The organism is Massilia sp. LMS1-1-1.1, from assembly GCF_040815535.1.
GTDB lineage: Bacteria > Pseudomonadota > Gammaproteobacteria > Burkholderiales > Burkholderiaceae_D > Janthinobacterium > Janthinobacterium aestuarii.
The window spans coordinates 568,028-581,775 of record NZ_JBFPNG010000023.1; the positions used below are offsets into that span (position 1 = coordinate 568,028).

Sequence of the window (13,748 nt, forward strand, 5' to 3'; positions counted from 1 at the left end):
ACATTCCTGTTGGTTTGTTTCCAACTCAACGTTGATCAGGACAACAACTTGATACCATCGAGCGAGGCCGCGCACTGCTCGCGTATCACGCTGACGAAATCACGCACGTATGCCTTGTCCTGCAACTGCTCGGGCACGGACACGTACAAATCGCTCCACAGGCCGTGCTCGCCCACCGGGCGCGCCACCACATAATCGTAATCGACGTAATTCTTGATGGCCCAGTTCGGCAAGGCGGCGATGCCGCGCCGGCTTGCCACCAGCTGCAGCACGGCGACCGTCAATTCGGCTGTGCGGCGCTCAAACTGGATGCCGGCGGGCTTGAGCACTTCGCGGATCAGATCGATGCGCTCTTCCGGCACGGGATAGGTAATCAAGGTCTCGCCCGTAAAGTCGGCCGCCGCCAGCCGGCGCTGCGCCTGCAGCCGGTGCTTCTGCGCCATCACCACCAGCATTTCAAAGCGGAACAGGGGAAACACGGTGAAATCGGGGCCATATGGCGAACCGATGACCAGGTCCGCCTCGCCCGAACGCAGCAAGTCCGCCGGTTCGCTGTGAAAGCCGGAGACAAGATCGATTTCCACTTCCGGCCAGCGCTGGCGGAACGCATCCATCACGGGCATGAGCCAATCGAAGCAGGTATGGCATTCGAGCGCCACGCGTAACTGTCCCTGGTCGCCCTGCGACAGGCGCGCCACGTCGCGCTCGGCCAGCTCGATCTCGGGCAGCAGCTTGTCGGCCAGCTCCAGCAGCCGGCTGCCGGTGGCCGTAAACGCGATCGGCATCGACTTGCGCTCGAACAGGGGCGCCTTGTAACGCTCTTCGAGCAAACGGATCTGGTGCGACAGGGCCGACTGGGTCAGGTTGAGCAGCTGCGCGGCACGCACCAGGCTGCCGGACGAACGCAGGGCACTCAGGGTGCGCAGGTGGCGGATTTCTAGCATCGGAAAATTGGTTGCTGTACGTGAATTATTTTCATGTTATTCGTCAAAATGTTTCGTTTTGATTATAGACCAAGTTGCCGCACACTCTAGCGCATTCACATTAAATCTCGATGACATCATGACCATTCATACCCACATTCTTGGCTTTCCCCGTATCGGCGCCGCGCGCGAACTGAAACTGGCGCTGGAAAGCCACTGGCGCGGCGAGCTGTCCGAAACAGCGCTGGAAGCGACGGGCCGGCAATTGCGCGCGCGCCACTGGGCGCTGCAACGCGATGCAGGGCTCGACTACGTTACCGTGGGCGACTTCGCCTTTTACGACCAGGTGGCCAACCATATCCAGCTGCTGGGCTGCGAACCGCCCCGTTTCAGCTTTGCGCCAGAGCAGTCGCCGCTGTCGCGCTATTTCACGATGGCGCGCGGTGCAGAGACCGGCACGCATGCGGAGCACGCGGACTGCGACCACGCGCACCCTGCACACGCAGCAGGCACTGCCGCGCTGGAAATGACCAAGTGGTTTGACACCAATTACCATTACCTGGTGCCCGAATTGTCGCCGCAGACCCGGTTTTCTCTCGCTTGCGAGCGCCTGCTGGCGGAAGTGGCCGAGGCGCAGGCGCTGGGCCACCAGGTCAAGGCGGCCCTGATCGGCCCCCTCACCTTCCTGTGGCTGGGCAAGGAAAAGACACACGGCTTCGACCGCCTGTCCCTGCTGGAACAATTGCTGCCCGTCTACGGCGCCCTGCTCGACCGTCTGAAACAACAAGGCGTGGCGTGGGTGCAGGTCGACGAACCGATCCTGGGCCTGGACTTGCCCACCACGTGGCGCAGCGCCTTCGAGAGCGCCTACTGGCAGCTGAACCAGGTAGGTATCAATATCCTGCTGGCCACGTATTTCTCGCCGCTGGAAGAAAACCTCAGCCTGGCATGCCGCCTGCCCGTGGCCGGCCTGCACGTGGACGGCATCCGCGCGCCGCATGAACTGATCAGTGTCACGGACTGGCTGCCCGCGCATAAAGTCTTGTCGATCGGCATCGTCGACGGGCGCAACATCTGGCGCACCGACCTTGACGCGGCCCTGGTCGTGCTGCAGCCGCTGGCGGCCAAGCGCAATGGCCAGCTGTGGCTGGCGCCGTCGTGCTCCTTGCTGCACGTGCCGTTCAGCCTGGAAGCGGAAACGGAACTCGACGGTGAAATCCGGACCTGGCAGGCGTTCGCCACGGAAAAACTGGCAGAAATTGCGCTGCTGAAGGACGCGCTGACGGGCCATCCCGATGAGGCCGCACTAGCTGTGTCTCGTCTGGCCATTGCCAGCCGCCGCGCCAGCGCCCGCGTGCACCGTTCATCGGTGACGCAGCGCCTGCAAGCGCTGACGCCCACCGTGGACCGCCGCGATTCCAGCTTCCCGCTGCGCCAGGCCGTGCAGCGTGCGCGTTTCCAGTTGCCCGACTTCCCGACGACAACCATCGGTTCCTTCCCGCAGACGACGGCCATCCGCGCCGCCCGCGCGAGTTTCAAGCGGGGAGAACTGGCCATCGCCGATTACGAACAGCAGATGCGCGCCGAAATCGCCCACGCCGTGGGCCGCCAGGAAGCGCTGGGCCTGGACGTGCTCGTGCATGGCGAAGCGGAACGCAACGACATGGTCGAATACTTCGGCGAGCAACTGGACGGTTTTATCTTCACGCGTCACGGCTGGGTGCAATCGTACGGCTCGCGCTGCGTCAAGCCGCCCGTCATCTATGGCGACGTGCAGCGCCCGGCCGCCATGACGGTGGCCTGGACGGTGCACGCGCAAAGCCTGACGCATAAACCGGTGAAGGGCATGCTGACGGGGCCGGTAACGATCTTGCAATGGTCGTTCGTGCGCGACGACCAGCCGCGCGCCACCACGGCGCTGCAGATCGCCCTGGCCATCCGCGACGAAGTGGCCGACCTGGAAGCGGCCGGCATCGGCATCATCCAGATCGACGAGCCGGCCATCCGCGAAGGCTTGCCGCTGCGCCGCGGCCAGTGGGATACTTACCTGGCCTGGGCCACGCGCGCCTTCCGCATCGCCGCGTCCGTCGTCAGCGACGCGACGCAGATCCACACCCACATGTGCTATGCCGAGTTCAACGACATCCTGCCGCAGATCGCCGCCATGGACGCCGACGTCATCACGATAGAGACGAGCCGCTCGGACATGGAGTTGCTGACGGGCTTTGGCCAATTTCAATATCCGAACGAAATCGGCCCCGGCGTGTACGACATCCACTCGCCGCGCATCCCCTCGACACCCGACATGGTGGCATTGCTGCAAAAAGCCAGCGCCGTGATTCCAGCGGCCCATTTATGGGTCAACCCGGACTGCGGCCTCAAAACGCGGGGCTGGGTGGAAACGGAAGCGGCTTTAAAGAATATGGTCGCGGCGGCGCGGCAGATGCGCGCGGCTGCATGACATAAGCCGACCCAAGCCGCATGCAGGGCTGCTTTCAGGGCGGCGCGCCGGTTTTCCGGGGCGCCGTCCGTTTTTTTTGACATGAAGTAGGTGTTGCCCTGCGGAATAGCATGCGCCAGGCCCCTGACGCCGATTTTTTTGCAGTAGAATGCAAGAAATTTACTGCTCCCATTGTTGCCGTACGGAACATCTGGCCTGCCGCAGTTTCACTTTGATAAATGTTTATGTCCAAAAGCCCGTCGCAGAAGCCTATCGAAATCAAGATTTCCACCGTCGTTGCTGTCTCCGCCATCATGCATAGCGCCGATACGCAGGCCCTCGATGCCGCCTTGCGCGACATGACGGGAGGCGTGGCCGACTTTTTCGAGGACGACCTGGCCGTGCTGGACGTGGCCGCCTTGCCGCCCGGCAGCGTGCCCATCGACTGGGCCGCCCTCGTGGCCCTGCTGAAGAAATACCGTTTGAATGCCGTGGCCGTGCGCAATGCGCCGGCCGACATGCATGACGCCATCTTGGCGCAAGGCTTGAGCCTCGACAGCGGCAAGACGCGCGACGATGCGCCGCCCAAGGATGGCCCCAAGGATACGCCCACGGCGGCGGCCCAGTCGGGCGCCGACGCCCAGGTGATGGTGATCGACACGCCCGTGCGGGCCGGCCAGCGCATTTATGCACGCGGCTGCGACCTGATCATCACCGCTGTCGTCAACAATGGCGCCGAAATCATCGCCGACGGCAGCATCCACGTGTACTCCTCGCTGTACGGCCGCGCGCTGGCCGGCGCCTCGGGCAATCCCCAGGCGCGCATCTTCGCGCTGGCAATGGAACCGGAACTGGTCTCGATCGCCGGCGTGTACCGCACGTTCGAGGATGGTTTCCCTGCGGAAATGGCGCGCGGACCCGCGCAAATTCGTTTGGCTGGAGACAGAATCGATATACACTCTGTCAATCCGGTCACTCCCGTGAACCGCTCTTAAGCTGCACAATTCAAGAGATATCTGAAAAGGATTATTTGTGGCAAGAATTATTGTTGTGACGTCCGGCAAGGGCGGTGTCGGCAAGACGACCTCTAGCGCCAGTTTTTCCACTGGCCTGGCCATGCGCGGCCACAAGACAGCCGTGCTCGACTTCGACGTAGGCCTGCGTAACCTCGACCTGATCATGGGTTGCGAGCGCCGCGTCGTCTACGACCTGATCAATGTGATCAATAAAGAGGCCACCCTGAACCAGGCCCTGATCAAGGACAAGCACTGCGACAACCTGTTCATTCTGCCCGCCTCGCAAACGCGCGACAAGGATGCCTTGTCGGAAGAAGGCGTGGAACGCGTGTTGAACGACCTGATCAACATGGGTTTCGAGTTCATCATCTGCGATTCGCCGGCCGGCATCGAGCATGGCGCGCTGATGGCGTTGACGTTCGCCGACGAAGCCATCATCGTCACCAATCCGGAAGTGTCGTCGGTGCGCGATTCGGACCGCATCCTCGGCATCCTGCAAGCCAAGTCGCGCCGCGCGCAGACGGGCGGCGAGCCGGTCAAGGAACATTTGCTGATCACCCGCTACTCGCCGAAACGCGTGGAATCGGATGAAATGCTGTCTTACCAGGACGTGCAGGAAATCCTGCGCATTCCGCTGGTGGGCATCATTCCGGAATCGGAACAAGTGCTGGCCGCCTCGAACCAGGGCAATCCGGCCATCCATTTCACGGGCACGGACGTGGCGCAAGCCTATGAAGACGTGGTCTCGCGTTTCCTCGGCGAAGAAGTCGAGTTGCGCTTTACCAACTATGAAAAGCCTGGATTACTCCAGCGCATTTTTGGGGCGAAGTGATATGGCCTTGCTTTCTTTCCTCTTCCCCCCCAAGCCGAAGACGGCCACCGCGGCCAAGGAACGCCTGCAGATCATCATCGCCCGCGAACGCAGCGGACGCGATGGTCCCGACTTCCTGCCCGCCCTGCACAAGGAATTGATCGCCGTCATTTCCAAGTACACCAAGGTCAACGCCGACGACATCAAGATTTCGCTGGACCGCCAGGGCAACCTGGAAGTGCTCGACGTCAACGTGGTGCTGCCGGACGCATAAATTTAACTCGGCCGCACCGTGAGCAATTCCTGCGCCACCGCGGCGCAGGCGTTCACGTGCTGGTTGCCGATCTGGCGGAACACGGCGTAGCCGATGGCTGCCGCCACCGCCTGGCCGGCGAACGGCACGAAGCGCGCCACCTGCTTGGTGGCTATCTTGACACCACTGCGCTTGAGCAGGTGGAGGATCAGTTCGCGCGACACTAGCTTTCCCACCAGCATGCCGCCCATGCCCACCGCCGCGCGGTAGGCCATCATCTTGAACTGCGGGTTCAGGCGCTCGATCTGCTCGGGCGTGAGGCCGAATTCGTGGTTGATATCGTTGATCAGCATGGAAAACAGGCCCACGTCGGACATCAGGTCGACGCCGGGAATGGGAATGGCCGAGGCGCCCGCCGACATCATCGCGCGCCGCTGCACCAGGCGCCGGCAACGCTCGCGCACTTGCTCGATTTCCGCACGACTGGCCGGTATCAGTGTCCAATCCGTAGTGCTCTTGTCTGACATGGCCGCTTCTCCACAGTAGGGGGTAGATGAACAAGTGTAACGTAAAGGCTCTGCCCTCCGATTTCACTGGACACAGTTGCAATCTCTGTTATATTTCACTTGAGCATTCCTTAACATTACGATAAGCAGAGCAGACCGTCTGTTTGTTGCTACACACTCCAGCCAATTATGCGAATTGCCGTACTCGATAGCGACCATAGCCAGGCAGAGCTGATCTGCCAGGTGCTCACCGCCGCCGGCCACGCTTGCCACGAGTTTCAGAGTGGTAAGGAAATGCTGGGGCAACTGCGCAAGGACAGTTGCGACATGCTCATACTCGACTGGCATGTGAGCGATCTGGACGGTGCGGAAGTCTTGCGCCGTGCCCGCGAAAAACTGGCGCCGAAGGCGCCCGTGTTGTTTATGACCAACAGTTCCGGCGAAGACGACGTGGTGGCGGGCATGACGGCCGGTGCCGACGACTACATGATCAAGCCCCTGCGGCGCAGCGAACTGACCTTGCGCACCCAGGCGCTGTTGCGCGTGGCCTACCCGGCCCAGAATGGCGCCGAGTACTTGCAGTTCGGCCATTACACGTTTGAAACCCGCCCTGGCCGCCTGCTGCGCGATGGCGAAGTGCTGGACGTGACGCACAAGGAATTTGCCCTGGCGCTGCTGTTTTTCCGCAACCTGGGCCGTCCCCTGTCGCGCGCCTACATCCACGAAGCCGTGTGGCAGCGCGACACGGCCCTGCCCTCGCGCACCATGGATACCCACGTCTCGCGTGTACGCAACAAGCTGCAGTTGAAACCGGAACATGGTTACAGGCTCGTGCCCGTCTACAGCTACGGTTATCGCCTGGAAAAACTTGGCGGCTGAACGGCGGCAAACGGCTGACCTGCTCAAAGCGCGGGCACAAAGCGCTATAATGTCGGCATAAGTCACCCCAACAGCCCTGAAATGCAACTGCTCGCCGTCGGCCTCAACCATACCACCGCCCCAGTGTCGCTTCGCGAACAGCTGGCGTTTGCGCCTGAGCACTTGGGTTCGGCGGTGATGGCGGCGCGTACCTGGTTCCAGCGCATCGACCTGCGCGACAACGACGAAGCGGCCATCCTGTCGACGTGCAACCGCACCGAGCTGTATGCGGCCAGCCACGTGCCCAATCCGCTCGACGCGGGCGCGCATTTCCTGGCCGACTACCACCAGCTCAACTACAGCGAGCTGCGCCCCCACTTGTATATGCTGCCGCAGCACGATGCCGTGCGCCACACCTTCCGCGTCGCCTCCGGGCTCGATTCGATGGTGCTGGGCGAAACGCAGATTCTGGGCCAGATCAAGGATGCGATCCGCACGGCCGACGAGGCGGGCGGCCTGGGCACGTATCTGCACCAGTTGTTCCAGCGCAGCTTTTCCGTCGCCAAGGAAGTGCGCAGCAGCACGGAAATCGGCGCCCACAGCGTGTCCATGGCGGCCGCCGCCGTGCGCCTGTCGCAGCGCATCTTCGACAAGATCGCCGAGCAGAACGTGCTGTTCATCGGCGCCGGCGAAATGATCGAACTGTGCGCCACGCACTTTGCGGCGCAAAACCCGAAAAGCATCACCATTGCCAACCGCACCATGGAACGGGGCGAGGAGCTGGCTCACCGCTTCAACGGCAAGGCCATCCGCCTGGCGGACTTGCCGGAGCAGCTGCACCAGTTCGACATCGTCATCTCGTGCACGGCGTCATCGTTGCCGCTGCTGGGACTGGGCCTGGTCGAGCGCGCCATCAAGGCACGGCGCCACAAGCCCATGTTCATGGTCGACCTGGCCGTGCCGCGCGACATCGAAGCGGAAGTGGGCCGTTTGAACGACGTTTTCCTGTACACGGTCGACGACCTGGGCAAGGTCGTGCAGACGGGCCTGGAAAGCCGGCAAGCGGCCGTGGCGCAAGCCGAAGCCATCATCGAGACGCGCGTGCAATCGTTCATGAGCTGGGTCGACGACCGCGCCATGGTGCCCGTCATCCAGCATTTGCATGAAAACAGCGAATCGTTGCGCCTGATGGAAGTGGAACGGGCGCGCAAGATGCTGGCCAAGGGCGCCGACATCGACGCCGTCCTCGAAGCGCTGTCGAAAGGCTTGACGGCCAAGTTCCTGCACGGCCCGCAGCAGGCGCTGCACCACGCGCAAGGCGACGAGCGCAAGCAGCTGGTCACCCTGCTGCCGAAACTGTTCCGCCCCCGCCGTTAGCGCAGCCCCGCCGGCCGCCTGCGCGCGGCCACCCCTGCCCGCCTGCCGCGTAGTTGCAGAACCGGCACCATCCCTACACTCTTTTACCGCGAATCGCTATGAAACCATCCATGCTGGCCAAACTCGATCAACTGGCGAACCGCCTGGTCGAACTCGACGAACTGCTGATGCATCCGGACGCCACGTCGAACATGGACAGCTACCGCAAGATGACGCGCGAGCACGCCGAACTGGGCCCGCTGGTGGCCCTGTACCGTTCCTACCAGGAAGCGGGCAACGATATTACGGCGGCGCAAGAGATGCTCGGCGATCCGGACATGAAGGAATTCGCCCAGGAAGAAATCGAGGCGGCGAAAACCACCATGGCGCGGCTCGAGCGCGAACTGCAGACCATGCTGCTGCCGAAGGACGTCAATGACGAGCGCAACATCTTCCTGGAAATTCGCGCCGGCACGGGCGGCGACGAATCGGCGCTGTTCGCGGGCGACCTGCTGCGCATGTACACGCGCTTTGCCGAGCGCAACCGCTGGCAGGTGGAACTCGTGTCCTCGTCCGATTCCGACCTGGGCGGCTACCGCGAAGTGATCGTGCGCGTGGTGGGCAATGGCGCATATTCGAAGCTGAAATTCGAATCGGGCGGCCACCGCGTGCAGCGCGTGCCGGCCACGGAGACGCAAGGGCGCATCCACACGTCCGCCTGCACGGTGGCCGTGATGCCGGAAGCCGATGAAGTCGAAGACGTCAACATCAACCCGGCCGACTTGCGCATCGACACCTACCGCGCCTCGGGCGCCGGCGGTCAGCACATCAACAAGACGGATTCGGCCGTGCGCATCACCCACTTGCCGACCGGTATCGTGGTCGAATGCCAGGATGACCGCAGCCAGCACAAGAACAAGGCGCAAGCGATGAAAGTGCTGGCCGCGCGCATCAAGGACGTGCAGCTGCGCGAACAGCAATCGAAGGAAGCGGCCACGCGCAAGAGCCTGATTGGCTCGGGCGACCGCAGCGAGCGCATCCGCACATATAATTTCCCGCAAGGCCGGCTGACGGACCACCGCATCAATCTGACGTTATATAAGCTCGACTTCATCATGGATGGGGATTTGACGGAGTTGACGAATGCGCTGGCGGCGGAACATCAAGCGGAACTGTTGGCTGCCCTGGGCGATTAAACGCTGGCGCCGTTGCGTCGGCTTACGCTGCGCGTAAGCCGACAGCTTTAAGTAGCGGCTAAGCAATAAAAATCGGCCCTTGTGCGAAAATGACCTGCTCGATTCCATCCACCTCACCGTGTCGCCCATGAAAAATTCACGCACCGTCCTCCTGTTGACCGCCGCCCTGTGTTTCCTGATGCTGGGCGTGGCCATGTATTTGCAGCATGCCATGAACATGGCGCCGTGCCCGCTGTGCGTGATCCAGCGCTACTTGTTCCTCGCCATCGGCATCGCCTGCCTGGCTGGCGCGGTGGCCAACCGGCCAAAAATCGGCGCCAGCGTCGGCTTGCTGGCGGCCCTTGGCGGCCTGGGCGTGGGCGCCAAGCATTTGTACGTGCTGGCCAACCCCGGCTTCTCGTGCGGCATCGATCCGGTGGAAACGGCGCTGAACAAGGTCTTCACGGCCGAACTCATGCCCTTCATGTTTGAATCGTACGGCGCCTGCGAAAGCGCCGGCGAGCCGTTTTTCGGCCTGTCGATCCCGCAATGGGCCTTCGCCTGGTTCGCCATCTTCGCCATCGCCATGCTGTGGACCTTGCTGCGCCGTCAGAAATAATTGAAAGCACCATGCCAGAAACCTTGATTCCCGCCGGCAGCACTGTCGGCGCCCTGCAAATCCGTCCGCTGCTCGATCCGCTCGATAACCGCATTTTGCTGGGCCACGCGCTGGGCCTGTCGCGCGTGAGCCTGATCACGCAATCGGAGCGTGTACTTACTGCGGACGAAGCGCTGCGCCTGTCCAGCTTGCTGGCGCGCCGCCTGCAGGGCGAGCCGATCGCCTACATCGTCGGCCAGCGCGAATTTTTCGGCCTGCCGTTCGAAGTGAACGACGCCGTGCTGATTCCCCGTCCCGACACGGAAGTGCTGGTGGAACTGGCGCTCGAGCGCCTGCCACCGGGCGGACGGGTGCTCGATATGGGCACGGGCAGCGGCGCCATCGCCGTCGCGCTCGCCCACACGCGGCCCGACGCCGTCGTCACGGCCCTGGACGTGAGCAGCGCGGCGCTGGCCGTGGCGCGCCGCAACGCCAGCGCCAACGGCGTCAACATCACCTTCATGGCCAGCGACTGGTTCGAAGCGCTGGGCACGGAAAAATTCGACCTGATCGTCTCCAATCCCCCCTACATCGCCAGCGGCGACCGCCACCTGGCCGAAGGCGATCTGCGCTTCGAGCCGACGGGCGCGCTGACCGACCACGCGGACGGCTTGTCGGCCCTGCGCACCATCGTTTCCGGCGCCGCGCGCCACCTGGCCTCAGGCGCCTGGCTGCTGATGGAGCACGGCTACGACCAGGCGGCTTCCGTGCGCGGCTTGCTGGCCGACGCCGGCTACAGCAAAGTGCAAAGCTGGCGCGACCTGGCCGGCATCGAACGGGTCAGCGGCGCCCGCCTGGGCTGACGGCCGCCACCTGCGCAAAGCTTGACCCGGCAGCGCGCCAGATCCCCCCGCAGTTTGTTAAACTATCAAGCGAATTCCTGACCGAAGCGCCGTCCCCGTTGCCCGGGACGGACGCTGGCGACGCGGCGTTTTTTGGGCCGGCGCCGACGCATTTGCCAAAATTCGGTTAATCTCAGCACAAATTATTTATATGCTGCACAAGAAAGGAAGCTCAAATTGCCCAACCTGTTGACTCGCCGCCTGGCATTGCTGACCGAAGATGCCAACCGCGCGCTGCTGGGCGGCTTGCGCGGCATCGAACGTGAAACCCTGCGCGTCGACCACGCCGGCCATCTGGCTTCCACGCCCCATCCCGCCGCTCTGGGCTCGGCGCTGACGCACCCTGAAATCACCACCGACTACGCCGAGGCGCTGCTCGAATTCATCACCCCGGCCGAAGCCGACATCGGCGTCACGCTCGACAAGCTCGACACCGTGCACCGCCACGCCTACAGCCGCCTCGGCGACGAGTTGCTGTGGAGCCAGTCGATGCCGTGCCAGCTGCCGCCCGAAGCGGAGATCGAGATCGCCAACTACGGCACGTCGAACATGGGCATGCTTAAGCACGTCTACCGCCGCGGCCTGGCCTTGCGTTATGGCAAAGCCATGCAATGCATCGCCGGCATCCATTACAACTATTCGCTCGACGAGCAGCTGTGGCAAGTGCTGGCCAGCAATCCGGACACCAGCGCCAGCGCCACGCAGGCGGCAGCCACGCCGAAAGACGTGCAGTCGGAAAGCTATCTGGCAACGATCCGCAATTTCCGCCGCTACAGCTGGCTGCTGATGTACCTGTTCGGCGCCTCGCCGGCCCTGTCCGCCGGTTTCCTGCGCGGCCGCGCGCACAAACTCGACACCTTGTCCGACGACACCCTGTTCCTGCCGTACGCCACCAGCCTGCGCATGAGCGACCTCGGCTACCAGAACGACGCCCAGTCGGGCCTGCGCCCGCACGAAAACAGCCTGGAAGACTACGTCAACGCGCTCACGCACGCCGTCAACGATCCGTATCCGCCGTACGAAGCGCTGGGAACCAAAAAAGATGGCGAGTGGATTCAGCTGTCCACCAACGTGCTGCAGATCGAAAATGAATACTATTCGACCATTCGCCCGAAACGGGTGATCCGCACGGGCGAGCGCCCGATCCAGGCCCTGTGCCTTCGCGGCGTGCAATACATCGAAGTGCGCTGCATGGACGTCGACCCGTTCGAACCGGTCGGCATCAGCCTGGAAACGGGCCGCTTCCTCGACGCCTTCCTGCTGTTCTGCGCGCTCGACGACAGCGGTCCCATTTCGGCCGAGCAAAGCGCCTGCTACACGAACAATTTCGCCCGTACCGTCAAGGAAGGCCGCAAGCCGGGCTTGAGCCTGCGCCGCGATGGCGAGGACATCGGCTTGCAGGCGTGGGGCGAGGAATTGCTGGCGCGTATCGCACCGGTGGCAGCCTTGCTCGACGCGCGCCATGGCGACACGCAGCACGCGGACAGCCTGGCGGCGCAAGCCGTCAAACTGGCCAATCCCGATGCGACGCCATCGGCGAAGGTCTTGGCCGAGCTGCGCGCCAACGGCGGCTCGTTTGCCGCCTTCGGCCTGCAGCAAAGCGAACGCCATGCGGCATTTTTCCGCGCGCATCCGCCCACACCCGAGCAAAGTGCGTATTTCGACGCGATGGCCGCCAGCTCGCTGGCCGAGCAGCGCGCCATGGAAGCGGCACCGGCCGGCAGCTTCGACGATTTCGCCGCCGCCTACCGCGCCAGCACCCTGTGCTCGCACACCTGATCCTGCCCGACTTCCTGCCTGGCGCCCCATGCTGACTTTCTACAATGAATTGCACGGCCAGCACCGGGGCCGCTTCGAGATGTTTCGCGGCGCCATGGTGCCCTGCTTCGAGACGCCCGAACGGGCCGACATGGTGGTGGCCGAGCTGGGGCGGCGCAACCTGGGCCGCATCGTCACGCCGCATGGCGTGCCGCTGACGTCGCTCGAGCGCATCCACACGCCCCGCTACCTGCATTTTTTGCGCCACGCCTGGCACGACTGGCTGGCGCTCGACCCCGACAACGTGGGCAAGGACGCCTTGCCATCCGTGTGGCCCGTGCGCACCTTGCGCAGCGATATCGAACCGGACGATTTCACGGCCAAGCTGGGCCTGTACTCGATGGACAATGGCACGCCGCTGACGGCCGGCACATGGACGGCGGCCAAGACGGGCGCCGACTGCGCCGTCAACGCGGCCCACGCGCTGCGCCTGGGCGAGCGCGCCACGTTCGCCCTCACGCGCCCGCCAGGCCACCACGCGGGCAGCGACTTTTTTGGCGGCTACTGTTTTCTCAATAACGCGGCCCTGGCCGCACAGCACCTGCTCGACGACGGCGCGCGCAAGGTCGCCATCCTCGATATCGACTACCACCACGGCAACGGCACCCAGAGCATCTTTTACCAGCGCGATGACGTGCTGTTCGCCTCCATCCACGCCGACCCGCGCAGCGAATACCCGTTTTATCTGGGCCACGCCGACGAGACGGGCAGCGGCGCGGGGCTCGGCTACAACGTGAACCTGCCGCTGCCGGCCGGCAGCACCACGGCCAGCTGGTTCGCGGCGCTGGAAACGGCCTGCCTACGCATCAATATGTACGCGCCCGACGCGCTGGTGGTCTCGCTCGGTGTCGACACCTTCGCCGGCGACCCGCTGTCGCACTTCGCCCTGCAAAGCGGCGACTACCTGCGCGTGGGCGAACGCCTCGCGCATCTGAACCTGCCCACCGCCTTCATCCTCGAAGGCGGCTATGCGGTGAAGGAAATCGGCATCAATGTCGTCAATGTGCTTGAAGGTTTTGAAACGGCGGAGTAATTCTGGGGTCAGACCCCCGTCCACGTTGACGGTGAGCCTGGCGTTAGCGGTGTTGAGGG

General features: G+C 63.4%; 13 protein-coding genes. 11 read left to right on the forward strand and 2 right to left on the reverse strand.

Going from position 1 to position 13,748, the window contains the following annotated elements; genetic code table 11:
* Positions 1–35: 35 nt before the first annotated feature.
* Positions 36–944 carry a LysR family transcriptional regulator gene (locus tag MRBLMS1_RS17545; protein ID WP_139091345.1) on the reverse strand — a complete coding sequence of 303 codons (909 nt, stop codon included), beginning with the start codon at positions 942–944 and terminating at the stop codon, positions 36–38.
* 118 nt (positions 945–1,062) lie between these two features.
* Here MRBLMS1_RS17545 and metE point away from each other — a divergent pair, with 118 nt between their 5' ends.
* The 4 genes from metE (at position 1,063) to minE (ending at position 5,464) form a co-directional block, all read left to right on the forward strand.
* Entirely contained in the window at positions 1,063–3,384 is a 2,322-nt protein-coding gene (metE, locus tag MRBLMS1_RS17550) for a 5-methyltetrahydropteroyltriglutamate--homocysteine S-methyltransferase (RefSeq protein WP_485880704.1), read from the forward strand.
* Between the two features lie 224 nt (positions 3,385–3,608).
* Entirely contained in the window at positions 3,609–4,358 is a 750-nt protein-coding gene (gene minC, locus MRBLMS1_RS17555; RefSeq protein ID WP_086137425.1) for a septum site-determining protein MinC, read from the forward strand.
* Between the two features lie 37 nt (positions 4,359–4,395).
* Positions 4,396–5,211, forward strand: a complete 816-nt coding sequence (minD, locus tag MRBLMS1_RS17560; protein ID WP_034752889.1) for a septum site-determining protein MinD — start codon at positions 4,396–4,398, stop codon at positions 5,209–5,211.
* Position 5,212: 1 nt separating this feature from the next.
* Positions 5,213–5,464 (forward strand): cell division topological specificity factor MinE, encoded by a 252-nt coding sequence (gene minE / locus MRBLMS1_RS17565; protein ID WP_034752886.1) that lies wholly within the window; start codon positions 5,213–5,215, stop codon positions 5,462–5,464.
* Positions 5,465–5,466: 2 nt separating this feature from the next.
* Here the strand turns inward: minE and MRBLMS1_RS17570 are convergent, their stop codons facing one another.
* On the reverse strand, positions 5,467–5,970 hold the full coding sequence (locus MRBLMS1_RS17570) for a hypothetical protein (RefSeq protein ID WP_128140784.1): 504 nt from the start codon (positions 5,968–5,970) through the stop codon (positions 5,467–5,469).
* Positions 5,971–6,138: 168 nt separating this feature from the next.
* Between MRBLMS1_RS17570 and MRBLMS1_RS17575 the strand changes: the two genes are divergently transcribed.
* The 7 genes from MRBLMS1_RS17575 to MRBLMS1_RS17605 all read left to right on the forward strand — a co-directional run bounded on the left by MRBLMS1_RS17575 (position 6,139) and on the right by MRBLMS1_RS17605 (position 13,689).
* Complete coding sequence (locus MRBLMS1_RS17575) at positions 6,139–6,828, forward strand: response regulator transcription factor (RefSeq protein WP_046681910.1); 690 nt, start codon at positions 6,139–6,141, stop codon at positions 6,826–6,828.
* 81 nt (positions 6,829–6,909) lie between these two features.
* A complete protein-coding gene (gene hemA / locus MRBLMS1_RS17580) occupies positions 6,910–8,184 on the forward strand; it encodes a glutamyl-tRNA reductase (RefSeq protein WP_034752880.1) in 1,275 nt (424 codons plus the stop codon).
* A 98-nt stretch (positions 8,185–8,282) separates the two neighbouring features.
* Entirely contained in the window at positions 8,283–9,359 is a 1,077-nt protein-coding gene (prfA, locus tag MRBLMS1_RS17585) for a peptide chain release factor 1 (RefSeq protein ID WP_485880709.1), read from the forward strand.
* Positions 9,360–9,486: 127 nt separating this feature from the next.
* Complete coding sequence (locus MRBLMS1_RS17590) at positions 9,487–9,957, forward strand: disulfide bond formation protein B (RefSeq protein WP_034753580.1); 471 nt, start codon at positions 9,487–9,489, stop codon at positions 9,955–9,957.
* A gap of 11 nt (positions 9,958–9,968) precedes the next feature.
* Complete coding sequence (prmC, locus tag MRBLMS1_RS17595; protein WP_485880711.1) at positions 9,969–10,799, forward strand: peptide chain release factor N(5)-glutamine methyltransferase; 831 nt, start codon at positions 9,969–9,971, stop codon at positions 10,797–10,799.
* A 216-nt stretch (positions 10,800–11,015) separates the two neighbouring features.
* A complete protein-coding gene (gene gshA, locus MRBLMS1_RS17600; protein ID WP_485880713.1) occupies positions 11,016–12,617 on the forward strand; it encodes a glutamate--cysteine ligase in 1,602 nt (533 codons plus the stop codon).
* A gap of 28 nt (positions 12,618–12,645) precedes the next feature.
* Complete coding sequence (locus tag MRBLMS1_RS17605; RefSeq protein ID WP_485880715.1) at positions 12,646–13,689, forward strand: histone deacetylase family protein; 1,044 nt, start codon at positions 12,646–12,648, stop codon at positions 13,687–13,689.
* Positions 13,690–13,748: the final 59 nt, after the last annotated feature.

Coding starts and splice junctions, on each gene's coding strand:
- MRBLMS1_RS17570 (WP_128140784.1), bottom strand. CDS start 5,970: ATGTCAGACAAGAGCACTACGGATTGGACACTGATACCGGCCAGTCGT.
- metE (WP_485880704.1), top strand. CDS start 1,063: ATGACCATTCATACCCACATTCTTGGCTTTCCCCGTATCGGCGCCGCG.
- MRBLMS1_RS17590 (WP_034753580.1), top strand. CDS start 9,487: ATGAAAAATTCACGCACCGTCCTCCTGTTGACCGCCGCCCTGTGTTTC.
- MRBLMS1_RS17545 (WP_139091345.1), bottom strand. CDS start 944: ATGCTAGAAATCCGCCACCTGCGCACCCTGAGTGCCCTGCGTTCGTCC.
- MRBLMS1_RS17605 (WP_485880715.1), top strand. CDS start 12,646: ATGCTGACTTTCTACAATGAATTGCACGGCCAGCACCGGGGCCGCTTC.
- prmC (WP_485880711.1), top strand. CDS start 9,969: ATGCCAGAAACCTTGATTCCCGCCGGCAGCACTGTCGGCGCCCTGCAA.
- MRBLMS1_RS17575 (WP_046681910.1), top strand. CDS start 6,139: ATGCGAATTGCCGTACTCGATAGCGACCATAGCCAGGCAGAGCTGATC.
- minE (WP_034752886.1), top strand. CDS start 5,213: ATGGCCTTGCTTTCTTTCCTCTTCCCCCCCAAGCCGAAGACGGCCACC.
- hemA (WP_034752880.1), top strand. CDS start 6,910: ATGCAACTGCTCGCCGTCGGCCTCAACCATACCACCGCCCCAGTGTCG.
- prfA (WP_485880709.1), top strand. CDS start 8,283: ATGAAACCATCCATGCTGGCCAAACTCGATCAACTGGCGAACCGCCTG.
- minC (WP_086137425.1), top strand. CDS start 3,609: ATGTCCAAAAGCCCGTCGCAGAAGCCTATCGAAATCAAGATTTCCACC.